Consider the following 24731-nt stretch of genomic DNA (forward strand, 5'->3'; position numbering starts at 1 on the left):
TGCCAAATGACGAAGGGGCAGGAAAGCGTCCTGCCTCCCAGAAACGCAGAACTTATCCACGATTGGGTGGAGCCAACGCCAAGCGAACAAGTATTCCTGCAAGGCCAAGAGGTAGGACCTTCCTACGGATCAGTTGATGCCGTGACCGAAGACCGCGCAACACTCTGGCTGCAGTCACACCCGTCAGGAGCTGTACCCGCCGAGGTCTTCGCCGAACGACAGTGCCATTGTTCCGCTGCGTTTTAGGGCGTCTATCACCACAGCCGGCTCGATGGCCTGGGCCCGGGCAGCCCACTCTGAGCCTTTCAGGTATGTGGAAAGTGCCGCGCGGCTGGGAAAGACGGCATCGACAACCAGCTGGAAGTCACCGGCGAGGACCGCAGCGTACCGGACTGACGAGGAAGGAAGCATTTCCGCTTCCACGCGGTCCAGTTCCGGAAACGGCACTTTGACCCATAGGAGCACCTCAACCGGCAACCCGAGCAGCGCAGGCTCGAAGACTGCACGGATAAACAATGTCCCCTCCCGCCGCATCCGCTCCACCCTGCGCTGGCTCGTCTGCACCGAGAGTCCCGTGATGCGCGCCAGTTCCTCGTAAGTGGCCCGGCCATCACGTTCCAATGCCCGGAGAATCTGCCGGTCCTCTTTGCCCAGCTGCTCAACATGCTCCAGTGCGGTCGGAGCCTCCGAGTACCGGGTTCCGCCCATCCCCTCGATTTCTTCCGGCGTCAGGACTCCTGGATTCCACTGGTGCATGGTCCTGAGATAGCTGAGGACCGGATACGTGGCCGCCGATCTCACCCCCGGGATACTCCCTATGTCCCGGATCAGCAGCTCTGCAAACTTGGAAGCTGGGCTGGAAAGCTCTGCCGCACAATCCGCGGAACCGGTGAGGATGTAGGTGTACAAGGTTTCCGGGCGCCTCGCGAGGGCGGCAGCGGCAATACCGGCTGAGCCTGGGTTGCAGGCAACCTTCAGCACAAACTGTTCCAGATGCCTGAAGCGGCTCGGATTGGGCAACGCGCGTATCCGCACCCGCCCGTCCCGCAGGAGCTCGGAGCCCCTCCGCGCCACCGTCCGTTCGGCCTCGCCCAATGCCGCGGCCACTTTCGCCCATGAGGCGCGCCCGTCTACCTGCAGGGCCCCGACAATCCGTTGGTCCAGCTCGTCCAGCACATCCATGTCCCGCTCCCTGATACGACCTCATCGTCACCTCCAACTCTAGACTTCCCGCCACACTTCTGGCTGATTCTTCCACTTATCCGGAAAGCGTTGTCGGAAACCAGTGACGCAGCACACGATTGTTGACGAAGCCACCACCTACCGAAGGAAGAGCAATGACAGAAACTGTCGCAACGACGCGTCAGGGAGCAGTACGCGGGGTCGAAAAGGCCGGCACCATCAGCTGGCGGGGGATCCGGTACGCCGCTCCCCCGACCGGGCCCCTGCGGTGGTTCGCTCCCCAGCCACCAGAGCCTTGGGAGGGCATCCGTGAGGCGGACACGTTTCCCACGCGCGCCCCGCAAGTGCTCGCCGCCGAGCTCGTCCCGCCTGGCGGGGCAACGCCGTCGGACGATGACTCGCCCATGGGTGAGGACTGCCTCTTCCTCAACATCACCGCCCCGGCGCAGCCGACAGACTCGCCCTGCCCGGTTCTGGTCTGGTTCCACGGCGGCGGATACACCTGGGGATCAGGAGCCAACTTCATCGGCGACGGGACCGCCCTCGCCCTCGAAGGCACCGTTGTTGTGACCGTCAACTACCGGCTGGGGGCCCTCGGTTTCCTGAAGCTGGACCACCTCCTCGGAGAGCAGTACGCCTCGTCGGCAAACGCAGGGCTGCTGGACCAGATCACGGCACTGAAATGGGTCCGGGACAACGTGGCCGCATTCCGGGGCGACCCTTCACGCATCACCATTGCCGGCGTTTCGGCCGGGGCCAAAAGTGTGGTTAATCTGATGGCCTCGCCCATGGCCGAAGGCCTGTTCCAGCGCGGAATCATCCAAAGTGGCGGCGAGCACCTCAACACCCCGGATACCGCCGAACAGGTCACCGCCGCGCTGCTCCGCACTCTGCGCCTTAGCCCGGCGAACGCAGCAGAGCTCCTGACAATGCCCGTTGACGTCATACTCGCCGCGCAGCAGGAGATCGCCGCCGGGGTCCGGGCAACGTGGGTCTGGCGCCCTACTGTTGACGGGACGGTCCTTCCCGAAGCCCCCGTCCACGCCTTGGCTAAGGGCCGGGCCAAGGGGATCAACATCATGGCCGGCGTGACAGCCAACGAGGCCGGGAGCTATGACCTCGCCGACCCGAGCGCATCGGAACAGTCACCACGCGTCCTCCGTAAAATTTTCGGGGACGAAGCAGCGAAAGTGCTGGATACTTACCTACGCACATTCCCAGGGGCGGACGAGCGCCAACTTCACTGCGCTGTCCTGGCGGACGAACGGTACGGCATCCCCACCATTCGGCTGCTCGACAGCCAGTCCGACAATGCGTCCTGCTGGCGTTACCGCTTCGATGCGCCAAGCCCCGGCGCCCCGAAGGAGAAGTGGGGGTTCCACGGGTCCGACGTTCCCTTCGTATGGGACATTGGACTCGAAGGGGCGGAACCGGCATTGCAGACTCTGGCATCAGGAATCCGGCAAGCGTGGACAAGCTTCATCCATCACGGAAAACCCGAAAGCGCCGATCTGCCCTTCTGGCCGGAATACCGGCAAACAGAACGGTGGACGATGTTGCTGGACACCACCCCAACAGTGGTCCCGGACCCCCGGCAGCAACAACGGCGGGCATGGGAAACGGCAAAGTGGCAGCCCGACACCTGGTGGGAATTCCCCGCCATGCACTCAACCAACACCACCACCGACGAGTGAAAGAGTCCGTACAGTGACGTACACCAACGACACAGCTTCCGAAGGCACCGGGGACCTGCCAACGACCCTCTACAAAAAGCTCGCCTGGCGAATCCTGCCCCTCGCCTCCATCTGCTACGCCGTGGCCATCATTGACCGGGTTAATATCGGCTTCGCAAAACTGGAAATAAGTGCCGACATCGGCCTCTCGGCCGCGGCCTACGGCCTTGGCGCCGGCATCTTCTTCCTCGCCTATATCTTCTTTGAAGTGCCCAGCAATATGATCCTCGAACGCGTTGGCGCAAAAGTATGGATCGCCCGCATCATGGTCACCTGGGGCGCTGTCACCATCGCTACCGGGTTCGTCCAAAACACTGAACAGTTCTACACTGCCCGGATCTTCCTGGGCATTGCAGAAGCGGGCTTTTACCCGGGCATGGTCTATTTCCTGTCCCAGTGGTTCCCACGCAAACGCCTCGCACAGGCCTTGGCGCTGCTGGTCATCGCAGGACCCATCGGCAGCATGTTCGTCGGTCCTTTGTCCGGGTGGGTCATGTCCAGCCTTGGGGGACTCGCAGGTATGGCAGGTTGGCAATGGCTCTTTGTGATGCAAGGCATACCGGCTGCCCTCCTTGGCATTATCTTCTTCTTTTCCGTTGCCAGCTCGCCGAAGGACGCCGGCTGGCTGACCGCGGAGGAAAGGGCCGCCATTGCGGAAAGCCTGGGCCCCGCCGGCGCACGTGAGAAAGCCTCAAAACAGTTCAAGAAGGCCATTACCAACAAGCGGGTTTGGCTCCTCGGCTTCATCCTGGCAGCCAATTACGTCGGCATCTACGCCGTCGTGTTCTGGATACCCAGCATCATCAAAAACACCGGCGTAACGGATGTAATGACCATCGGGTACCTGTCCTCGGTCCCGTTCGCCGTCGCTGTCGTGGCGACCATCGCCCTTGGCATTTACTGCGACCGCAGCCAGGCGCACCGCCGGGTACTTGTCACGGGCATGGTACTGGCCGCACTGGGACTCGGGGCCAGTGTGGCCACCAGCGACCAACTGGCCCCCACCCTCATCGGCATCTCCCTCGCCAGTGCACTCTTCACCGCCACCGGCCCCATCATTTGGGCGGTCACCAACCTCCAACTCAAGGGCATGACAGCGGCCGCCGCAGGCATCGCGCTGATCAACACCATCGGCTCCATAGGGTCCTTCCTTGGCCCTTACGTCATGGGGCTCGGCCAGGACTGGACCGGCAATGTCGTCGTTCCCCTCCTGTTCATTGCAGGCGTCGCGGTAGCCGGGGCACTGGCTGCCCTTGCCATCCCCCGCACCCCAACGAATCATGAGCACATCGACGGAGGGCGTGACACCGCCCTGAAACCGGCACCTCAAGGGAAAGCGGGCGTCCAGTAGTGAACACCCTCTCCGAGACAGTGCGAACCGTAATGGCGGCCTACAACAAGGGAAACCCGGAACCCCTGATCTCCACTTTCCACGACGACGTTCAATACACCATCGTCGAACTCGACAGGACATACCGGGGCATCGAGGAAGTCAGCGTCCTGGCCTGCAAGGGGGCCGGACAAACCCGGTTTCACCTGCAGGAAGTCACATCGCACGGGCCATTGATCGCCTTCACCTACAACCACCACAACCCTCTTGCCGGAATGAGCTACCACGGCCCAGGGCTGGCCGTCCAAAAGTACGACGACGACGGGCGACTACTCGCACAGTGGGCCTATCGAGCCTGAAAACCAAACTAAGGACGACGGCGGGATTCCCGCCGTCGTCCTTTGTCATCCTGACCGCTGCCATCGCAGCACCCCGAGCTACCGGTCCGAAGCCCGTAAGAGTCGATCCGGAGCCAAGAGTTGGACAACGTCCACACTCTTGGCTCCGGCTCAGCACCCAAAGGCCAGCCACCGACTATTGAAGAACGCGGTTCGTCTCTGTGCTGGAAGTCCGGCACAGGTGGGCGCGGCCTCTGGTTTGCCTGAGGCCTCCTGCAGTTCATGGGCAGAGAAACACGTGGCTGCGACAAAGCGGCCTGCGGGCATCCGGCTTGGCGCTAGAGCCGGTGCCGGCTGTAGCGATGGGGCGTGGAATGCCGGTACGTGACCCTAGCGTCATAGAGAACCAACGCGTCGACCACTACGCCGGAAGGCTCACCCAGCCAAGGAAAAGCAATTGAACGCCGTCATCCACGGCTGGCGGCAAGGACGGCCGCGCGTGACGCCAACAGGGGCGCGACCCCGCAGCGACTCTTTAGCCTCCCCCGCCTCCTCCGACGGGTCCAATGAAGCCGCTGAAGTTGCCGTGACCTCCGCCGCCACTATCGTCGTCTTTGCCGCACCGCAGACAGCGCTTGTAGAGGCCACCGTCTTCGGCGTGTTCGACATGCCATTTATGGCTGATATTCAATTTGCATAGCAGAGCCCCAAACATGACCTTCTCCGATCCGTGCAGGCAGCCGCTCTAACAGTTCAATAATGGCCCTCGCACAGCGGGGGCGATACTGCTTAAACGGTGAAGGAGGTCCGCTGGCCGTTCCAAGAATGGAATCAACGAAAGCGGGGAAACGAAGTGGCAAAACCAGAAGTCGACTTCACTCCGACGTCATCAGTTGAGTTCGCGCCCTGGACCCCATCATCGAAGGGCTTCAGGAACCGTCCTGGCTCCTGATGCCCTTACCGGCCGCGTCACCCGGATCTGAATTTGAGCCTGGAACCGATATATCACCCATCGGCGTCCTGGTCCATGCCTTTGATGGGTTGTCCGCGACTGCAACATGCAGCAGGAATTCCCTAACTGGTTCGCCGCTGCACCTTCCCTGGGTGGCTGCTTCCCCATCATGAGGGACAGTCCTAATATTGAGGTGCTGGGCGGACGGTACTGTCGCAGGTTTGGCCGGACGTGGTGCCGCAGGCGGCCATGGATCTGTCACCTTGTCCCGAGCAGGTGCCGCGATGGGCACGAACAATCACGGGTGGAGCCGGCTGGCCTTCGCCGTCGTCCTCCTTGTCTCTGGCTGTACCTATTCCACCGATGAGCCCGCACCGTCATCAAGTTCACCGAACTCCTTCGCTTCCCTGGAAAGTCAGGTCCAGCTGTTCATGGACGAGGGTGCAGTATCCGCCGTCGTGCAAGTCAGGTGGCCCGAGGGGGAATGGACCAGGTCTTACGGCGTGCGCGACCTTGAGACCAAGACGCAGGCGCAACCTACTGACCGGGTGCAGGTCGCCAGCGTCACCAAAACCATGACAGCCGTGGCCGTGCTCAAGCTCGTCGACGACCACCTCATCGGACTCGACGACTCCGTCAACGATGTCATCCCAGGATTCACATCCACACTCAAGCCGCCAGGCCCGATCACCGTCCGGCAACTGCTCAGCCACACATCCGGGATGCCCGAAGCCGACGATGCGCTGCCTGTCGATGTTGACTTCCGCCCCGTGCTCTCCCGGACGATGACGATGGAGCGTGGCTTGGAGCTGGCAGGGACCCTCCCCTGGGAAGCGTCTAGCGTGGGGTCTTTCAAGTACTCGAACTCGAATTACTTCGCGCTCGGCCTCCTGATCCAGACGCTGCGGCACAAGCCTTTCGTTCAGGTCATGAAGGAGGAGGTTTTCGATCCTCTCGGCTTGCAGAACACCACCCTGGACCGGGTCAACCTGCACGAGGCCGGACTCCTACATGGCTACGTGACCCTCTACGGTGAACGGATCGACACCACAGACAACATCTTTTTCGCAGGGAATCCAGCCGGAGGTGCGGTCTCAACTATGGCAGACGTGAACCTGCTGATGGCCAGCATCTTTCAAGGGCGGGCGATCTCTCCGGCATCACTGCGGGAGATGAAGACAAGTCCCGGCTTCGCGCCCTACGGGCTGGGCGTGTGGGAGCACGCGGACGGATGCTCGATTCAATCCCGGTACATGAGCCAAGGGCTCTTCTGGAGCTATGTAACAGTGGCGGCAAGCAGCGCGGACGGGCGCTACCAGGCCGCGATGACCGTCACAACACCACCGCTGCCCACCCCACTGGAGGACGAGTCCACCGGGAACAAGCGTGAACTCCTGAGCGGCCAAATCCAATCCACCCTCAACGAGACCCTGGACCGGCTCTGCGCGCCAGCCAAATGAGCCGCATGAGCCAAATGAGAACGTACGTGAGCCGTTATCCGACCGGATGTCCGTGCGAGCAGTGCTCCTGCCCCGGCTGGATCTCGTGCCCCTGGATGCACGTACGCTCCGGGGGAAGCGGGCGGTCATGATAGCTGAGGAAGATGCTGCTGTAGCCGCGCTCTATGCCCTCGTCCTCCCGCTTTAACCACTCCGTCAAGTGCAGCCGGTGATGGTCCCCGGGCTTCTCGTGGTTTTTCTGTTCATGCGTCCGATGCCCGAAAGGATTCTTCGCCACGGCAGTCGCGACCTTAGATTACGTCTCTGTTCGGTGCAGAGAGGAAACGGTAAACACCATGATAGGAGCCCTGCAAGGTTGCGACAATCGGTCGTGCTGTTGGCTAGGGAACGCAGTCTCAAATCATTCCCCAGTAAGTTGTCGCCCATCCGCAGTAGGATTCGGGGGCCGGTCAATACTCCGGGGCTCCAGAGCGGTGGCATCAACGCCATTCCCGCCTTCAACCGATAGGAGCACCGACGTGCCAGCATCGGCCAGTCTGAAGCCCAGGTGTGGACAACGTCCACACGGCAACACATGGCGTCTAAGGCAAGCGCCAACGAGCTCCTCCAATTACAGCTGACGCGCTGGTGGAAGTACTGGCCCCGGTTGTCGCCAGTCGCCCCCCAAGGCCATTCTTACTCAAAATGCCGGCACGGTGCGGCCGGGACAGTTTTCTGGTGAAACGTGTTTCCGAGACGCAGGAACTTCTGCCCTTCCGCCTACCCGGTCGACACCCCGGGACTGTGGAACGCTGTTGTTTTCAAGACGCGAGGCAGCCGAACTAAGAATTGTGTTCCGCGCCTCGCCGGCGACACCTATGGGGTCCATGGTGTTCACGGTCATGGCAGCTCTCGCGCAGATGGAGCACGAGATCAAGCGCGAACGCGTCATTTGATTCCATTGCCAAGCGCCGAGACGCTGGAAAGAAATTGGGAGGCCGGCCCCGCCGGCTCACGGACAGTCAGATTCGGAGTGCAGTCCGACTTGTTGAAAGTAGTGAGCCCGCCGCCCAGGTCGCTTGCGACTTGGGGATGTCCCGAGCTACCTTTTACCGGCGCTTACGAGCCCTTGCCGACGCCCAGCCTGCCACTTAGCGCGGCAGAAAGAGGGCCACTTACCGCTCACAATCACAAGCTTGTGGTTCACGGCGCTCTGTGGCGGCGTTTTGGCGGCGCTAGATGTCGCGCCTCCTGACGCCAATAAGCAGAAGAGATCAGATCTAGGAGCAGACAGGGGCTCTAAGCTGTTCTTTCGAGGTCGGGTGATGATGCGTTCTCCCGCTCCTCCAACGCCCCAGTTACCGATGCGGTGAGGCTGTTGGCAATGTGGGTGCGGGCCAGTTCTGCTGCGCCGGGTCCGTCTCCGGCGGTGACGAGTTCCAGGATCTGGTGGTGCTGGTTCAGGTCGATGGTGCGGGGCTCATCGCCAGAAGGCAGTTCCAAGCCGATGCGCCGGTAGCGGTCCGACTTGTCCCACAGATCGTCCAGGAGCTTGATGAGGGTGGCGTTGTGCGAAGCGGTGTAAACGGCGCGGTGGAACTCACGGTGGGCGATGATGGCATCCTCGCCCCAGACTTTAGTGACGGGCAACAGCTTCTCGGCGGCAGCGCGCATCATGGCAACGTCGTCGTCGGTCCGGCGGTAGGCGGCCAGTTCGGTTGCTGACGGCTCCAAGGAGAGGCGGACCTCCAGGAGCTCGCGGGCTTCGGCGGCGCTCATGTCGGCCACCTTGGAGTCGCGGTGGGTGTCCATAGTGATCAGGCCCTCGCTTGAGAGCCGGCGGATCGCTTCACGCAGGGGGGTGATGCTCATCTGCATGTTCTCGGCCAACTCGTACTGGGAAATGCGCGAGCCAGGGGCTAAGGCGCCGGAGAGGATCATCTGGCGCAATTCGCTGTACGCGAGGCTGCCCTTACTCGAAAAGACATTGGTACTCATCTGTCGCTCCAAATCTGCCGGGAGTCGTCCGTTTCCCCTTAGTATAGCCCGTCAGGAAACATCTTATAAGAAATCTGTTCGCTGGGCTTGTGCTCCCGGTCAGGGGCAAGCTAACCTCGATTCAAGGTCTTATAAGATATTTGATACCAGCTGCTGCAGGTGATGTGACCCTCGGGCAAGTTCCGAGCATCCATCTTATAAGAAATAAGATCCGACCTAGAGAGATTCAAAGATGAAAATCGTTTCCGCCCACGTAGGCACCATCCCCATCAGTTCCTCCATCCGGAACGCGTTCATTGACTTCACCAAGATGGACTGCACTATCATCGCGCTCGTCTCCGATGTGTTCGTTGACGGCAAGCCGCTGGTCGGCTACGGGTTCAACTCCAACGGTCGCTACAACGCGACGGGCATCCTGCAGGACCGCATCCTGCCGCGCCTGATGGATGCTCCTGCCGAGGATCTCATGGATGAGAACGGCGAACTGTCGCCGGAAAAGGCATGGGACATCATGATGTCCAACGAAAAGCCCGGTGGCCACGGCGAACGGTCGGTCGCCGTCGGCGTGGCCGACATGGCCCTCCACGACCTCGCCGCAAAGATCGCCGGTGTCCCCTTGTACCGCTGGATCTCGGACCACTACGGTGACGGCAATCCGGACAAGGACGTCTTCGTTTATGCCGCCGGCGGCTACTACGCCCCCGGCAAGACCTTGGAAGACCTGCAGAACGAAATGCGCGGCTTCCTTGACCAGGGCTACAACATTGTCAAGATGAAGATCGGCGGCGCCGACCTGGCAGAGGACCTTCGCCGCATCGAGGCCGTGATCGAGGTCCTCGACGGCGATGCGTCCCGCCTGATGGTGGACGTCAACGGCAAGTTCGACCTGGACACCGCCCTGGAATATGGAAAAGCCATCGATAAGTACGGACTGTTCTGGTACGAAGAAGTCGGCGATCCGCTGGACTACGCCCTGAACGCCACCCTTTCCGAGCACTACCGGAACCCCATCGCCACGGGAGAGAACTTGTTCTCCCTCCAGGACGCACGGAACCTGGTCCGCTACGGCGGCATGCGCCCGGACCGGGACTTCATTCAGGTCGACCCGGCGTTGAGCTACGGCCTCACCGAATACCGCCGGATCCAGGACATGCTTGCCCAGCACGGCTGGTCCTCCCGCCGCTGCATCCCGCACGGCGGACACCAGTTCTCCCTGCACATCGCCGCAGCCCTCAAGCTCGGCGGCAACGAGTCCTACCCCGGCGAATTCCAGCCCACCGGTGGCTTCACCGACGACGCAGTCGTCGTCAACAGCCGTGTAGCCCCCGGCGACCTGCCCGGCATTGGCCTGGAAGGCAAGGCCGAGTTCTACAAGGTCCTGCGCGGCCTGCACGAGTAAACCACCCACACCTGTCTGGTCCCGGGCAGCAGAACTGCCCGGGACCAGGCAACCACCCCTAACTTCTCTGTCTGACGTGCAAAGGAGCACCCAAGATGTCTTCCCACACTGTGCAGGACCACCAGCATTCCCCACACCCGCCCAAACAGTCGTCCCGGTTCGGGCGTCCGATCCGTGAACTCTGGTTCCAGGTACTCCTCGGAGGAGTCCTCGGCATCCTCGTAGGCATGTTCATCCCGCAGGTCGGCTCGCAGCTGACCCCGCTCAGCGACTGGTTCATCGACTTGGTCAAGATGATCATCATCCCGGTCGTCTTCTGCGTCGTCACCCTCGGCGTTGCGTCCATGGACAGCCTCCGCAAAGCAGGACGAATCGGCATCAAGGCCCTCGGTTACTTCATCGTCCTCTCCCTCATCTCGATGCTCATCGGCCTGCTCGTCGCCAACATCTTCCACCCCGGCGACGGCATGAACATCGACGTGTCCAAGCTGAACGCCGACAAGATCCCCGGCGCCGGCAAGAGCTTTGACGGCATCGAGTTCGTCAACAGCCTGATCCCCACGTCATTCTTCGGCGCCCTCACCAGCAGCGCCATCCCGGCCGCCCTCCTGGTCTCCATCGTCTTCGGCGCAGCACTGAACCTCTCGGGCGAATCCGGTGTCCTGCTCACCGGCGGCATCCGCGCCCTATCTACCGTTATTTTCCGGATCGTTGGCTGGCTCATGCGCCTGGCACCCATCGGCACCTTCGGCGCCCTCGCCGCTACCGTGGCCAAGTACGGGGCCACCAGCCTTCAGCAGCTCGGCTTCCTCATCCTGCTCTTCACCGCCACCTGCATCGTTTACGTCCTCGTCGTCTTGGGCATCATCGCCCGGACCTGCGGCCTGAACATCTTCACCGTCATGCGCTACTTCAAAGACGAGCTCCTGATCGCCTTGGCAACATGCTCCAGCGAGGCAGTGCTCCCGCAGGTCATGAAGAAGCTCGAAAACATGGGCGTCGGCAAGCCGACCGTCGGCATCGTCATCCCGTCCGCGTTCTCCTTCAACCTCGATGGTTCCGCGATCTACCTGACCATGGCCTCCGTCTTCCTGGCCCAGGCAGTCGGGATCCACCTCTCCTGGGAACAACAGCTGGCCATGGTCGGCATCATGATGATTTCCAGCAAGGGAACAGCCGGCGTCGCCGGCGGAGCCTTCATCGTGCTCGCCGGCTCCCTGGGAGCCGTCAGCGCGATCCCCACCGCGGCCCTCGCCCTCATCGTCGGCGTTGACCGCCTCCTGAACGAAGGCCGCGTCTTCATCAACGTCATCGGCAACGTGCTGGCAACAGTCGTCGTCGGCAAATGGGAGAAAGACTTCGACCTGGCACAGGCCCGCAACGTGATACACGCATCGGGTCGAAAGAAAAACGAACTTCCGGCAAGGACGGCCGACCACGTCGAGACCGAGACGGTCGACGCCCACTAAACCCTGTCAGGGCCGCCTCTCTCCCCGGGGGGGGGCGGCCCTGCCCAGTGTGCACTTCACCCAGCACCAGCCAACCGCTATAACGACGAGGAACATCACACCATGGCCGGGCGCATACTCATCACTACCGACTACCTGCACGCCGGAGATGCCGTCTACGACCTCCTCCGCGGCCATGGCCTGGAACCCGTCTACGCACCGTCCAGAGGCTCACGGACACTGAAGGAACGCCGCTCGTTGTTCGAGGGCATCTCCGGAGCCATCCTCGCCAGCGAACCGGTCACCGCCGACATGCTCTCCGCCGCCGCATCCCTGAAAGTCATCGCCCGCAGCGGCGTGGGATACGACTCCATCGACGTCCAGGCCGCGGCCGCACAAGGAATCAGGGTCTGCAATGCCCCCGGAACAAACCACCACTCGGTCGCCGAACTGGCCATCGGACTGATCATCATGTCCGCACGCCGCCTCCTGGAGGTCACCACCGCCGTCCGCCAGGGCGGCTGGCCCCGGGAAGCCGGCCATGAGCTCCGAGGTTCCACCCTGGGAATAGTCGGCTACGGCGCCAGCGGACGCGCCACGGCAAGCCTGGGCGCAGCTCTCGGCATGAACGTCCTGGTCAGCACCGCCCACCCGGACCCAGCAAACGCCACGTTCCAGTACACGGATCTCGACACCGTCATCGCCGGCGCCGACTACCTCTCCCTGCATGCCCGCGGAGGCCAAAGCTCCGGCAAACTCATCGACGCACCTCGGCTGCAAACAATGAAACCCACCGCAGTCCTTATCAACACCGCCCGCGGCTCCCTCGTGGACGAACAAGCCTTGGCCAAAGCACTCTCCGACGGCACTATCGCCGGCGCCGCGCTGGACGTGCTCGGGAGCGAACCCCTACCCGGCGACAGCCCCCTAGGCGGCCTGGAGAATGTGCTCATCACTTCCCACCTCGCCGGACAAACGATCGAGGCACGGGCACGGGCCGGGCTGGCTGCCGCACACGCCGTCATCGACGTCCTCGAAAACCGCGAACCGGCCCACCCGGTCGACCGCTAACTCCAAACACCGACAAAGAAGAAGAAGGTTCCCTGATGTCGAAACCCCACCGCATCGCAGTCATTCCCGGCGACGGAATCGGCACCGAAGTCGTACCCGAAGGACTGCGCGTCCTGGACGCTGCAGCCTCAGCCTTCGACCTCAACCTCAAATACGAGCACTTCGATTACGCCTCGGCTGACTACTACACCCGGCACGGGAAAATGCTGCCCGACGGGTGGTTCGAGGAACTAAACCAGTTCGACTCCATCTTCTTCGGCGCCGTCGGCTGGCCCGACGTGGTCCCCGACCACGTATCGCTGTGGGGAAGCCTCCTGCAGTTCCGACGCCATTTCGACCAATACGTCAGCCTGCGCCCGGTCAAGCTCCTTCCCGGGGTGCCCAGCCCCCTCACCGGTCGGGTCCCGGGCGACGTCGACTTCTACGTCGTGCGCGAAAACACCGAAGGTGAATACTCCAGCATCGGCGGGAAAATCTTCGAAGGAACCGACCGCGAAACAGTGGTCCAGGAAACCGTCATGACCCGCACCGGCGTGGACCGCATCCTCAGGTACGCCTTCGACCTCGCCCAGAGCCGGCCGAAGAAGCACCTGACCTCCGCCACGAAGAGCAACGGCATCTCCATCACCATGCCCTACTGGGACGAACGCGTGGAAGCCATGGCGAAGGGCTTCGTCGATCTGAAGGTCGACAAGTACCACATCGACATCCTGGCCGCGAACTTCGTCATGCACCCGGACTGGTTCGACGTCGTCGTCGCCAGCAACCTCTTCGGCGACATCCTTTCCGACCTGGGCCCGGCGTGCACCGGGACCATCGGCATCGCCCCCAGCGGCAACATCAACCCCGAACGCCGGTTCCCCAGCCTCTTCGAGCCCGTCCACGGCTCCGCGCCGAACATTGCCGGCAAGGGCATCGCCAACCCCATCGGCCAGATCTGGTGCGCCGCCATGATGCTGGACCACCTGGGGGAACCCGAGGCCGCAGCCGCCATCACCACCGCCATGGAAACCGTGCTCGCCGATGGACATCAGGCACTCACACCGGACATGGGCGGCAATGCCACCACAAAGGAACTGGGCGAAGCCGTGGCATCGGCCCTGACGACATCATGACCCCCTCGTCCGGCCCAGCAACGGGCGCCCACCCGCCGTCGGAGAGCGGATCATGCTCCGGCAGCACCTCCACTGGCGACGGCTCATAGGAGCGACCGTTCAGATCCGCCAGCACGGCCAACTCATCCGCACCGGAATCGTGGATGACGCCATGGCAGACTCCACAGCGCTCTGGATCGCAGGCGACGCCACCCAACCACGCACCACGTACGAAGCCGCGCACGGGATCGAGGTGTGGGCCCACCCGGAAGAAGCCGAAGACGGGATCTGCTACCGGACGACATCGACAGCACCATCACAGAACTGACCTAGCACGGAGACCCATGACCCAGCCCACTTACATGCCCCAAAGCACCGACGACACCTCCTACTCCACCCCGGTCCTAAGGAATGTGCTCCCGGGCTTCGTCCTTGAACGCAATATCCCCGCAGAGATCGCCCGTTCCTGGCTGCTGGTCAATGCCATGAAGCCGGAGCTCTTCGACCAGTCGGCCGTGTCCCGCGCCGACTCGATCATCCTGGATATCGAAGATGCCGTAGACCCGTCGCAGAAGGACCAGGCCCGGAACAACGTGATCGACTGGCTGACCGCCGGCGGCAAGGCCTGGGTCCGGATCAACGACGCCACCAGCCCCTTCTGGGCCGACGACCTCGCGGGGCTCCGCGGCACCCCGGGCCTGCTGGGCGTCATGCTCGCCAAGACCGAATCGGCGGACCAGGTGACCGAGAGCTTCCACCGCATGGATGGCAAGACCCCCGTCATCCCCCTGGTGGAATCCGCCATCGGCATCGAGGAAGCCAACCACATCGCCAAGGCCCAGGGCGCGTTCCGCCTGGCCTTCGGTTCCGGCGACTTCCGCCGCGACACCGGCATGGCCGCCACGCAGGAAGCCATGGCCTACCCCCGCGCCAAGCTGGTCGTCGCCAGCCGGGTGGGCAACCTGCCGGGCCCCATCGACGGCCCCACCGTCGGCACCAACCACCCCATCCTGCGCGAGCAGACCGGCATCACCGTGATGATGGGCATGACCGGTAAGCTCTGCCTGGCCATTGACCAGACTCCGGTGATCAACGAGGTCATCAGCCCCACCCCGTCCGACGTCGCCTGGGCCACGGACTTCATGAACGATTTCGAAGCCAACGGCCGTGTCATCCGTGACGGCTCCGACCTGCCCCGCCTGGGCCGCGCCGAGAAGATCATGAAACTCGCCGTCGCCTTTGGGGTGCACCCGGCACACTAACGCCCGCTCCCGACTCGGACGCCTGCATGAGGCGGCCAAGGCGAACAACCATGCCCTTCGCACGTCCGACCCCAGCAGCCTCATCAGCAAACACAACCATCAAGAGAGAACGAATGGCTTACGCAAACTACCGGTATAAGGGTCACAACTACCTCGGCGAAGTTCACGGCGATTACCTCATCCCGCTAGCCGGGCTCACCGACATCGGACCGGAAACCTCCGCCGATCTCCTTGCCAGTGCCGCCCGTCTGACCGAATCCCGGGTTCCCCTATCCGAAGTCACCCTGCGCGCGGCGTCACCGAGGGCTTGCAAGATCCTCTGCGTGGGCCTGAACTACAAAGACCATGCCGATGACACCAGCACGGCCACCTTTCCCGTCCTTTTCCCCAAGTACACGTCCACCCTCATAGGACCGGCCGACGACATCATCCTTCCCCCAAAATCCACCCAGGTCGACTTCGAGGGCGAACTCGCCGTCATCATCGGCAAGACAGGCCGCCGCATCGCTGAACACAACGCAATGGAGCACATCCTTGGTTACTGCGTCTCCAATGACGTCACCATGCGCGACTTCCAGAACAAGTCCCACCAATGGCTGCAGGGCAAGATCTGGGACAACACCACCCCGCTCGGCCCGCACATCGTCGCGCCGGCAGAAACCGACATCAGCAAGGCCGGCATCAGCACCACCCTGAACGGGGAAGTCGTCCAAAAATCGGATCTCACCCACTTGATCTTCAGCATCCCCACACTCATCGCCACCATCTCCGAATTCACCACCCTGGAGCCCGGGGACGTCATCCTCACCGGCACACCAGCCGGAGTCGGATACCGCCGAGACCCCCAACTGTTCCTCAAAGACGGCGACTCCGTTACCGTGACAGTGGAAGGGGTCGGCAGCATCACCAACACCGTCAGGGCGGAAGCCACCTGACGCATACCCTGTGGAATTTGCCGATAAGTGCGGCGTTCTATGTTTAGTCGGTGTCGATAGTTCTTTCTGAGGAAGATGCCGGGGCAGAGCTGACGCACGGACGTTAGGTGCCCCGCGTTACCTAGATATTCGTCGGCCCGGCACCATAAGGCCACACTTACAAAGCAGACATAGGTGAGGACACTGTCAACACCCTATTTGGCAGGACAAACCTCGGGGCACGATTCTCGCACGCACGCCCTAAGACCGCCCCCCAGGGGCGTTCTTTAGCGAGATCGCCGAAGTCATGTCGTCCCCACTCCCCTGAGCCATGAATGAGTGTTGGACAACCACGCCCAACCAGACAGAACCCGAACGAGGAACCATATAACCCACTTCAGCAGCCGGAAGGCCCACCAGCCAGGGACTTGAACCCGCCACCCCACACACCTGAACAGGCCCCACGGGGGGCCAGGCCACAGCCCGCGACCCAACCCGTCAGACGACGCGACCGCAAGCTTTGTCAACACGTCAAAGCAAGATCGCCCCTGACGAGGGAATACGTCGTGCCCGAGGTGGGACTCGAACTACATTCAAACCCTGGAAAAGAGCGGGAACTCCGGAAAACATGTGGAATCCTAAGCAGTCCAACCGGTGTGCGACCCACTTCGACGGTGAAAGTGTGGACATTGTCCACGCGCCCATTTGCCCCTGAAATGTGTCCCACACGCCAGCCCGGCATGGCCGGTCCGGTATCCGGAGAGCTATGTGGATGGTGCCACAACGTCCTCCAGTAATGACCTGTCGAAGAAACGGATCTCGCCCGTTGCCTCGAAGAACACCGGAACTACTGATGTGCCGGCGAGGGCACACCCTACCCCTTGTGAGTCCCGCTTCGGGAGGTCGTCTCCTATAGCGCCAAGACCTTCCGTGGCGGCGTCGGATCACATCTCCATAAACGCAGTGGAAGCATCGAACTGCACTCGAGTCCTTACCAAACACTGCAGAAATGGCTGCCTACCGAATGGGCAGGCGGCACAGCTACCAGGGCATCCACCCACCCGTCCCCATACTCAGGGGAACCGGCCCCAGTCACCGCGGGCACCGCCGAGCCGATGGGGATCAAACACCCCTCGCCCCTGAAATAGGTCCGAACTCTGTGGCCGGCCGGCAGCGACCCAGGATATGCCTTTCGGCTATCTCAAAGTGAGGCCAAACCCGACGAGCCCACGCAGCAGCCAACGAAGCAGAGCCAATACGATCAGCAGGGGTCCTTGGCGCCGGACTTATGGGCAGCCAACTGGCCCTGCTCTGCAGTTGCACGCTTGCGCGTCCCCATCCGGTGGAGCTGGAAAGCGTGGTAAAGAGCTTGGACAGGCCGCCGGAAAATTTTATACTCCGTCGTGAGACCGGCAGGAGTTGTGACACCTCTACTCCCTATCTAGTGCCCATCACATTCCCCAGAACCCGAATCCCAGTGAATTAGGACCTTGATGTTTCTTGGGTACGCTCAAACCGGACGTAGACGCCGGAAAAGGGAAGACTTGGCCTCGAGACTAAGCTGTCGCTTTTCCTTGCACGGCCCGGCAGCTAGCCTCATCATCGCGCTGGCCCCGAATGGAAAATGAGCGGGAACTCACCGGCGACGTCGCCAGTGCCGTCCGCGACTTTTCCAGCGAGGAACAGGGCTACCACAAGACCCCAAGCCCCGCCGGATCCAGATGACCGCCATCGGCGGGTGCGATCGGCACCGGCTTGATCATGGGAGCCGGGGCCCGGCTTCAGCTTCGGGCGTACTGACTTGTCTGTCTGGTTTTCGTGTAGTGTCTGCTTGTGATGGTCCATACATATGACTTGCCGACCGCCGTCGATGGTGCCCCCTCTGCTCCCCCGCGGGTGGCCTCTGGTGGTGCCAGGGAACGCATCCTGGATGCCGCTTACGAGCTGTTCCTACACCGGGGCATCCGCGATGTCGGCATCAATGAGTTGATCTCAAGGGCCGCGGTCGCCAAAGCGACGTTCTATGCGCACTTCACGTCAAAGGATGAACTGGTCCTTGCCTACCTGGAGCGCTGCCACCAGGACCTGACGGTTGAGGCGATCATCGCCGACACCGGAAGGCGAACTGAGAACCCCGCTGGCCGGATAATGGCTATTTTTGATGTCCTGGATGGGTGGTTCCGCCAGGATGACTTCCAGGCCTGCGCCTTCGTCAGCACCATGCTGGAAATGGGTCCCGCCCATCTACTGGGAATTGCATCCATCGAGTATTTGGCGCAGGTCCGGGTGTTCATGCGGGCCCTGGCCGTGGAGGCCGGCCTTGAACAACCCGACATTTTCGCCCGCTCTTGCCACATCCTGACAAAGGGTTCGATTATTGCGGCGGTCGAGGGAGACAGGGAGTCAGCGGTCTTTGCCAAACGCATGGCTGCTTCCCTTATCCGCGACCACGGAGGTGAGGTCCCGATGGCCCCCTGACGCTTCGTTACCCGCGGACATTGTTCTCCGTTCTCATGGCGGTTCCAAGATGCTGCAGCCCCTTTATCCACAATTCCGTTGAAGGAACAGGAGCCATTAGAAATGGAAACCCCGGACTACGCCCGTTTCGTTCACGAATGCATTGCCGCCGATGCGGTCGATGACCACATACTCTCGGAAGACCAGTTCTACGGTGTGTACCTGAGCTGGTGCGCACTGCAATCACAAATGCCCGGCCCCTGCGAATCGTTTTGGGCGGCGATGTCGCAGCTGGGCATCCGCGAACGAGGCGCGAACGACGACCGGTGCATACGGCCGGGACTTCGAATGACCGGTCCTGCCGCTCTGGACTACATCCTCGCCAGCCAACCAAGCTTGGTCTGACTAAGGCTTCTGCCAACTCAGGCGCGTGAACCTGACGGGCTCGACTAAAATACTCTCGTTGCGGGTGTCCGATGGAATGGAGTGCCGCTAGTGAAAGGGACACCAATGTCAAGCAATCTGCGCATCACCCCTGCCGACCCGTTTCCCGAGGATCTGGAAACACTCAAAGACGAGAAACTGCAGGTTCTCGACAGCCAGGTCCAACGCCAAATCGACCACGAAATCGTGACCGATGGTGAGTCTCACCCGGAGACCGAGTTCCGCCACTACGAGCTTGATGCGGAGTTCGAGCAGCGCGAGGACTAATCCGCTGCTCGTGGCCCCGAAGGACCGCTTTAATACTTCGGTCCCTCACGGTGGCCTTCATGGCTGTCGAAGAGCGGGCGCCTAGCCGCAAAGGGGGGCCCTCCGCCGAGCTGCTGCAGCGACACGACCTATGGCATTGCCTTTGAATCGCCGCACTCGGCTAGACGACTTCCTGAGAGTCGCTTCTGCTCCCCCGCATCTCCAAACCGATTAGGGAATGGTGCCTTCGCAGGCTCCGCACCCCAGGCTTCCACTTCACCCTGAACACCACGTCCAGGCCCTGCGCAGGCCGAAGGTCTATGCTCCGCTCATGCCCGACATGAATTCCTGGCCTACCGGCCGCCTCCTATCAACCGCGGCCAGGCTCGTCGAACATTCATGGAACGAGAAACTGGCCCATGCCGGGCTCACCCACGCCGGAGTGATAGCCCTCGATGTACTATCCAGAGCCGAGGAGCCCATGAGCCAGGCGAAAATTGCCCAAAGGGTCCGTGTCCAGAACCAGACAATGGGCAAGACCTTGACGCGCCTGGAGGCATGGGCCTACATCCGCCGACAGCCCAGCCCTTCCGACCGCAGAAGCCAGGTCGTCTCCATTACCGACCTCGGCGCCCGGGTGATCAGCGAGGCCCGTGAAGTGGACCGCACAGTATTGACTCATTCGGCAGCGGATGGCGGCAATCTCCGCAAGGAACTGCAAGCGATCGTTCACCTGCTCGCCTCCAACGCCAGGCAAAACCCGGCAACCGGCAACTACACGCCTCCTAGGACATATCGCTAGTGGAAGACAAAGGCCGTCTCCTGTAGCACTCGGGTTCGGAGCTCTGCGACGGTGCGCCCCGGCCCTCCCAGCCCGCCGCGCCAACGGACGCCCAATCCTGTGAGCTCTGGAAACATGCTTTGTTCGTCGGAACCATAGCGGTGTGTTTAGGTCAGCGGCCTTGGACTGGAGCCGGAAAGTTGTGCGGCGAGGCCGGTCAGCAGGATGCTCAGTCCCTGGTCCAGCTCAAGGTCGCCGTCATACTCAGCGAGGACGGGTCCCAGGGCGCGCAGGTGTGGAAGTCTTTTGCCGGCAGCCGGTGGAGTCCGAGGCGGAGGATGGCTTCGTTTTCGTCCGGGTCCACAACGTATTCCTGCAGTTCGTTCAGAATGTGCCCGTAGAGGAATCCGTAGACGTCCGGTAGACGTGGAGGGCGTCGGCGGGGGTAAAACCGGCGTCTATGAGCAGTGCCAGGATCTGTTCGAGGGGCCGGATGGTGCCCAGTGGGCGCAGACCCAACGGTGTCGACAGTGGCCGGGTGACCAGCAGCGGGACGACGTTGGGATGCCGCAGGGCCAGGAGCCGCAGGTCGTGGGCGATTTGCACAGCTGTGCCTGCCAGTCCGGGTCATCGGCAAAGATCGCCAATTCATTGAGGACTGTTTCAGCGACACCATCCTGCAGGGCGGTGCGGTTGGCGGCGTAGCGGTAGAGGCTCATCGGGTCCCGCCCGGGTTCCTGGCCCAGCCGTCGCATCGTCAAGGCATCCAGGCCTTCAGCGTCCACCAGTTCAAGAGAGATGGAGAGGACAATTTCCCTGCTCCGACGCACTTTCGGGGGGACTGCAGAGGTCGGGGTGGGGTTGGGAGAGGCCATAGCGAAACCGTCGTGTGGAGACCAGTCTCGCCGGAGCCGCTATACCAGTCCCACCGGTTCCCCGATTGAATGCGCGGTGAGGACTGCGCGCATCGTCGTTCTCGGTCTGGTCCCTCCGATGAATCTCCGTGCCTCGTCTGGTCGTAGCGTGAGGAGGCTGTTAGCCTCCTCACGTTACGACCTCGGTTACGACCTATGAACTGGGATCTGACGCCAATAGGCGATGGCGGCTGCGAGGCTGGCGCCGACAACAAGACAAACCATCGCCATGGGAACAAATGCGCTCGTATCCCCGCTCATGACGATCAACGCCATGGCGGCGATGATGCTCAATCCCATCAGCACGGAAAAAACTAACGCGGGCGCTGTCAAGAACAACCCCGTCTGGTTCCCGCGCAGCGCGAGCACTCCGATGATGATCATGCCCGGCAGGACCAGAGACAAGTCAATGACATGGACCGGGTTCACGATAAGCCCGGCTACTTCCAGGCTGGGCGGTGGCTGCCCTGAAATGGTTGCTGGAGCTAATTCGCTCAGCCACAGCAGGGCAAAGAGTGCGCCGGCGCCGATCAGGACCCACGCAGCGAATGCCCGTGCGGCGCCGTGAGGGTATGCCGCCGGGCGCACCCTAGTAGAGAGCCCAGCGATCAAGGTGTAGAACACAGAGCCGAGAATAGCGACGTACACAAGAAACAGGCGACCGAAGTGCACGGCAAAGGCATACACGATGTAGGCATACAGCAGATAGAACAAGGTACCGACCCAGAGTTGCGTCGCTCCCATTGAGCCTGTGCGTATCCTGGTCGCACTCCAGACGAGAACGACAACCGCCAGAAGATTGCCGAGGTCTTGCCCTCGGGCCTGCAGGAGCCAGTTCTCGGTTTCCTTCTGATACGGCCAAGAAGCAAGCAGCCCGAGCAGGCTAGCCAGAGTGACGAGCAGGGCAATACCGAAGGACGCCATGAAAAGCGACGTTCCGCGTCGTTCAACCGCCGCCTCTGAGCGGTACTGGTCGGTATCCATATCGAAAGACTAGCGGACACGCTCAGCTTCGCATCTGTGCGTGCCATAGGCGGCCCGATGGCACGCCTCGGCGCGTGAGCTCAGCTACGGGACGCGCGGCCCGCGAGCTCCGTCCCCAACGTTGGCGCGTTCGAGCTCACCGTCGGTGACCGGGCATGCATAACCGTGCACGCCGAAGGTCTCGGGCTTCACGATGGGTCGGAATCCAAGCGTGCAAGGCGTTTCATCCCCTTCTTCGCGGCAGACCCGGGCAACCGAGGGCTAACGACTCGCGTATCGAACGTCAGTACAGGAACTGGGCGACCAGGCGAGGCGTGTGCTTCGATCCACTCCCAGATGCCGCCTGCTGGGATGTGCTCTGCAGCCTATTGCTTCGCTGACTCGCGTGTCGCCCCGGTTGACATGGAGAATGCGTGGGTTCGACCACCTACCACCAAGAGATCTAGGTTGGAGTCCAGTGCGCCCGGTGCTGAGGCTGCGTCGACCACGTCGGTGCCTTCGCCGATTCCGGCTGCGATCGCGCGCGCGAGTTGTTGCGTGTTTCCCCAAAGCGATTCGGAGACCACTACTGCGTGCATGATAAGTCCACCTTCACCTTGGCCGACAGCATAGCGCCGGCCACTCGCCCTCCACGGCGCACTCGAAGACCCTATTCATACCCGGCCGTTCTGTCGCATTCTTGCTTCCCAATGTCACGTCAGCGAAGACGTCACGCTTCTGCACACCGGCGGTAACCAGCGCGTTCAGTTGCAGCTGGGCATCCTGGCTGGAAGTATGACGCGCGTGTAACCCAGTTGTCTCACCAGGCCATTCTGACTCGAAAAGTTGTTTTTTCGAGACGCGAGACAGCCGAACTAAGAACCGTGTTTGATTCCGCGCCTCGCCCTAATCGCCTCCGTCCGACGCCCGCTCACCTGTCTCATAACTAAGGATAGGTACTCGATTTTGCCAAGAGGTTATGAGACATAGTTCCGAGAATCACCCTTGCCCTCGCGCATCCAGAATTCCATAGAAAATCAGCGACCGCGCAGGTCAGACGTCTATCCGCTCGATGAGACACCTCGTTTCCCAAGCGTTTCGAGGCGGGTGAGTTCAGGTTGTGAGTGCAACGCCGTCTGCTGTGGCGTCCTTCGAACAGCATGTGCAGTTGGTGAATTGCGAGGATGGTCCTGGCCACGCTGGAGACCAGTGTGGAACGTACGTAGCGTGGGTCTGGATAGGAGGACAAATGCAGCTATCCCGGAAGCTCGGTTTCTGGTCGTCCCTGCTGATCACCGCGGTGGGCGGTGTTTACTTCTGTGTCATGGCAGTGGTGGCGATGACTGGCGGGTTATCTCTGCCTCCGTCCGCGCCTTTGCAGTTGTTTGGCGGTGCAACTACCTTGATCCTCGCCCCGCTGCTACTGGTCCTGGCGGTTTGCCTAAAAGAGTGCTCGCCTACGCCGGTCAAGGTGCTCGGCGCAGTCGGGGTCGCCTTCACAGTGCTCTTTGTTGCTATGGTCAGCATCAACCGCTTCGTGCAGCTCACAGTGGTCCAGCAAAGTGTGATCAGCAACCGGACAGAGGGCTTGGACCGGTTTATGCCCTATGACCCCGGCTCCGTGATGTTTGCCTTGGAAATTCTCGGCTGGGGGCTGTTCCTGGGCCTGGCCATGGCGGCCTTCGCTTCGCAGTTCGGAGCGGACAGGTTGGAGCGCAACATCCGCCGTCTGCTGCTCGGTTATGCAGTCTTGGGCATCACAAGCGCGGCCGGTTACATGTCGGCCAGCCCCCTGGCAGCGGTCGGGTTCATCGCTTGGGGTCTGGTCCTGTATGTTGCCACTGCGCTTTTGACAATCTGGTTCAGGCGAAGCGCCGAGTCCCTGTCCAACTGACTGTTAACCCTCCCGGTTGAGCTGGGACCCCCTGATGCGCAGCCTTCTAAATGGCGAGGAGCGCTGATCGTTTCGAGTCTAACTTTCGCAAGAAGATCAAAGCATCACTCGTCGTTCTCCGGCTGCTGGTCGGCTGTCTAGCTGTGCAGACGGCATATGGTGGAGGCTTATACGTGCCTCAGGAATCCTGGGGAGTGCCACAAAAAAGGGGAACAATGGAGCTCGAAACGGAAGGCCGACGATCCGGAAGCGGACCATGGCAGTCCGACGGAAGATCTCTTAGACGGAGAAAGAGAAAAAATGCTTGAAAGAGCCGGAACATACGCCTTTCGTTACAGCCTTCATGAGGGCTCACCACTGCAGATGCAGTGGCTTTTTTACGGTCAGTCCGAGCTGCCTGTGGCAGTGCAGACCTGGGAGCTGCCTGCAGGAGGCTTCGAGGGTATGCATTCACATGCGGAACCTGGCCGCCCCCTGGAGGAGATCTATGTTGTCACGGAGGGCACGGGTGAAATGACCGTCGAAGACGAAACATATTCGGTAGGAGTCGGTGACGCCGTCCTGGCCAGGGTGGGAACGCGGCACGATCTGCGCAACACCGGCGAGGGGCCGCTGAAGGTGATGGTTATCTGGGGCGAGCCCCGGCCGGCCGACTACTCCAACTTGGGATCGGCGAAGGGGGCACGGATGGCCAGGGCCGATGCGTCGCCTCCTCCCACTGCCGGTAAGCACCCGCTGTAACTAGTCCATCGCGTCACGGCTTGCTGAATCTCTGTCCGGGCAAGATAGCTGCACAATCAACGGTAGGCGTGCGACACCCTGTCTGTGATCCAGCCAACGAACAACGCCTTTGAGCAGCCGAAGGCCGAAAA

21 protein-coding genes and 3 pseudogenes are annotated in these 24731 nt (G+C 61.7%); 19 read left to right on the forward strand and 5 right to left on the reverse strand.

Translation table 11 applies throughout. The annotated features are described in order from the left end of the window. Window positions 1-183: 183 nt before the first annotated feature. A complete protein-coding gene (locus ACTJK0_RS19510; protein ID WP_440746299.1) occupies window positions 184-1182 on the reverse strand; it encodes an Lrp/AsnC family transcriptional regulator in 999 nt (332 codons plus the stop codon). Window positions 1183-1337: 155 nt separating this feature from the next. On the opposite strand from ACTJK0_RS19510, the gene ACTJK0_RS19515 reads away from it, so the two are divergent. The 6 genes and pseudogenes from ACTJK0_RS19515 to ACTJK0_RS19540 all read left to right on the forward strand — a co-directional run. Further along, window positions 1338-2876, forward strand: a complete 1539-nt coding sequence (locus tag ACTJK0_RS19515; protein WP_440746300.1) for a carboxylesterase/lipase family protein — start codon at window positions 1338-1340, stop codon at window positions 2874-2876. Window positions 2877-2889: 13 nt separating this feature from the next. Then, window positions 2890-4266, forward strand: coding sequence for an MFS transporter (locus ACTJK0_RS19520; protein WP_440746301.1), 1377 nt, complete (start codon window positions 2890-2892; stop codon window positions 4264-4266). After that, complete coding sequence (locus ACTJK0_RS19525) at window positions 4266-4604, forward strand: nuclear transport factor 2 family protein (RefSeq protein WP_110543365.1); 339 nt, start codon at window positions 4266-4268, stop codon at window positions 4602-4604. Before ACTJK0_RS19520 ends, ACTJK0_RS19525 begins: the two co-directional genes overlap by 1 nt. 436 nt (window positions 4605-5040) lie before the next feature. Further along, window positions 5041-5283, forward strand: coding sequence for a hypothetical protein (locus ACTJK0_RS19530; RefSeq protein WP_440746302.1), 243 nt, complete (start codon window positions 5041-5043; stop codon window positions 5281-5283). A 536-nt stretch (window positions 5284-5819) separates the two neighbouring features. Beyond that, the gene (locus tag ACTJK0_RS19535) at window positions 5820-6995 is read left to right on the forward strand and encodes a serine hydrolase domain-containing protein (protein ID WP_110543368.1); all 1176 of its coding nucleotides are present in this window, start codon (window positions 5820-5822) and stop codon (window positions 6993-6995) included. Window positions 6996-7843: 848 nt separating this feature from the next. Beyond that, a pseudogene (locus ACTJK0_RS19540) lies at window positions 7844-8129 on the forward strand (helix-turn-helix domain-containing protein); the annotation flags it as partial. A 144-nt stretch (window positions 8130-8273) separates the two neighbouring features. Here the strand turns inward: ACTJK0_RS19540 and ACTJK0_RS19545 are convergent. Beyond that, window positions 8274-8972 carry a GntR family transcriptional regulator gene (locus tag ACTJK0_RS19545; protein ID WP_110543373.1) on the reverse strand — a complete coding sequence of 233 codons (699 nt, stop codon included), beginning with the start codon at window positions 8970-8972 and terminating at the stop codon, window positions 8274-8276. A gap of 232 nt (window positions 8973-9204) precedes the next feature. On the opposite strand from ACTJK0_RS19545, the gene ACTJK0_RS19550 reads away from it, so the two are divergent. The 11 genes from ACTJK0_RS19550 (at window position 9205) to ACTJK0_RS19600 (ending at window position 20109) form a co-directional block, all read left to right on the forward strand. Further along, window positions 9205-10371 carry a mandelate racemase/muconate lactonizing enzyme family protein gene (locus tag ACTJK0_RS19550; RefSeq protein ID WP_110543375.1) on the forward strand — a complete coding sequence of 389 codons (1167 nt, stop codon included), beginning with the start codon at window positions 9205-9207 and terminating at the stop codon, window positions 10369-10371. A gap of 95 nt (window positions 10372-10466) precedes the next feature. Beyond that, window positions 10467-11840 carry a cation:dicarboxylate symporter family transporter gene (locus ACTJK0_RS19555; RefSeq protein ID WP_440746303.1) on the forward strand — a complete coding sequence of 458 codons (1374 nt, stop codon included), beginning with the start codon at window positions 10467-10469 and terminating at the stop codon, window positions 11838-11840. A 102-nt stretch (window positions 11841-11942) separates the two neighbouring features. After that, the gene (locus ACTJK0_RS19560; RefSeq protein WP_440746304.1) at window positions 11943-12890 is read left to right on the forward strand and encodes a phosphoglycerate dehydrogenase; all 948 of its coding nucleotides are present in this window, start codon (window positions 11943-11945) and stop codon (window positions 12888-12890) included. 35 nt (window positions 12891-12925) lie between these two features. Next, window positions 12926-14005 carry a tartrate dehydrogenase gene (locus tag ACTJK0_RS19565; RefSeq protein ID WP_440746305.1) on the forward strand — a complete coding sequence of 360 codons (1080 nt, stop codon included), beginning with the start codon at window positions 12926-12928 and terminating at the stop codon, window positions 14003-14005. A 52-nt stretch (window positions 14006-14057) separates the two neighbouring features. After that, entirely contained in the window at window positions 14058-14312 is a 255-nt protein-coding gene (locus ACTJK0_RS19570) for a hypothetical protein (protein WP_440746306.1), read from the forward strand. Window positions 14313-14328: 16 nt separating this feature from the next. Continuing rightward, window positions 14329-15246: an HpcH/HpaI aldolase/citrate lyase family protein gene (locus ACTJK0_RS19575; RefSeq protein ID WP_440746307.1), complete on the forward strand. Its 918-nt coding sequence runs from the start codon at window positions 14329-14331 to the stop codon at window positions 15244-15246. Between the two features lie 113 nt (window positions 15247-15359). After that, window positions 15360-16181 carry a fumarylacetoacetate hydrolase family protein gene (locus ACTJK0_RS19580; protein WP_440746308.1) on the forward strand — a complete coding sequence of 274 codons (822 nt, stop codon included), beginning with the start codon at window positions 15360-15362 and terminating at the stop codon, window positions 16179-16181. A gap of 1833 nt (window positions 16182-18014) precedes the next feature. Further along, window positions 18015-18638, forward strand: coding sequence for a TetR/AcrR family transcriptional regulator (locus ACTJK0_RS19585; RefSeq protein ID WP_440746309.1), 624 nt, complete (start codon window positions 18015-18017; stop codon window positions 18636-18638). Between the two features lie 102 nt (window positions 18639-18740). Continuing rightward, complete coding sequence (locus ACTJK0_RS19590; protein WP_110543386.1) at window positions 18741-19022, forward strand: hypothetical protein; 282 nt, start codon at window positions 18741-18743, stop codon at window positions 19020-19022. A 105-nt stretch (window positions 19023-19127) separates the two neighbouring features. Continuing rightward, window positions 19128-19328 carry a hypothetical protein gene (locus tag ACTJK0_RS19595; RefSeq protein ID WP_110543387.1) on the forward strand — a complete coding sequence of 67 codons (201 nt, stop codon included), beginning with the start codon at window positions 19128-19130 and terminating at the stop codon, window positions 19326-19328. 310 nt (window positions 19329-19638) lie between these two features. Next, the gene (locus tag ACTJK0_RS19600) at window positions 19639-20109 is read left to right on the forward strand and encodes a MarR family winged helix-turn-helix transcriptional regulator (protein ID WP_440746310.1); all 471 of its coding nucleotides are present in this window, start codon (window positions 19639-19641) and stop codon (window positions 20107-20109) included. 146 nt (window positions 20110-20255) lie between these two features. Here the strand turns inward: ACTJK0_RS19600 and ACTJK0_RS19605 are convergent. The 3 genes and pseudogenes from ACTJK0_RS19605 to ACTJK0_RS19615 all read right to left on the reverse strand — a co-directional run. Then, window positions 20256-20963: pseudogene (locus tag ACTJK0_RS19605) on the reverse strand (TetR/AcrR family transcriptional regulator C-terminal domain-containing protein). A gap of 186 nt (window positions 20964-21149) precedes the next feature. Further along, window positions 21150-21986, reverse strand: coding sequence for a hypothetical protein (locus ACTJK0_RS19610; protein WP_440746311.1), 837 nt, complete (start codon window positions 21984-21986; stop codon window positions 21150-21152). A 621-nt stretch (window positions 21987-22607) separates the two neighbouring features. Further along, window positions 22608-22789: pseudogene (locus ACTJK0_RS19615) on the reverse strand (recombinase family protein); the annotation flags it as partial. A gap of 425 nt (window positions 22790-23214) precedes the next feature. Here ACTJK0_RS19615 and ACTJK0_RS19620 point away from each other — a divergent pair. Both ACTJK0_RS19620 and ACTJK0_RS19625 read left to right on the forward strand, forming a co-directional pair. Beyond that, entirely contained in the window at window positions 23215-23859 is a 645-nt protein-coding gene (locus ACTJK0_RS19620) for a hypothetical protein (protein ID WP_440746312.1), read from the forward strand. 363 nt (window positions 23860-24222) lie between these two features. Further along, the gene (locus ACTJK0_RS19625) at window positions 24223-24600 is read left to right on the forward strand and encodes a cupin domain-containing protein (protein ID WP_440746313.1); all 378 of its coding nucleotides are present in this window, start codon (window positions 24223-24225) and stop codon (window positions 24598-24600) included. Window positions 24601-24731: the final 131 nt, after the last annotated feature.

The organism is Paenarthrobacter sp. 22069, assembly GCF_052046035.1.
In the GTDB taxonomy this organism is placed as follows: Bacteria; Actinomycetota; Actinomycetes; order Actinomycetales; family Micrococcaceae; genus Arthrobacter.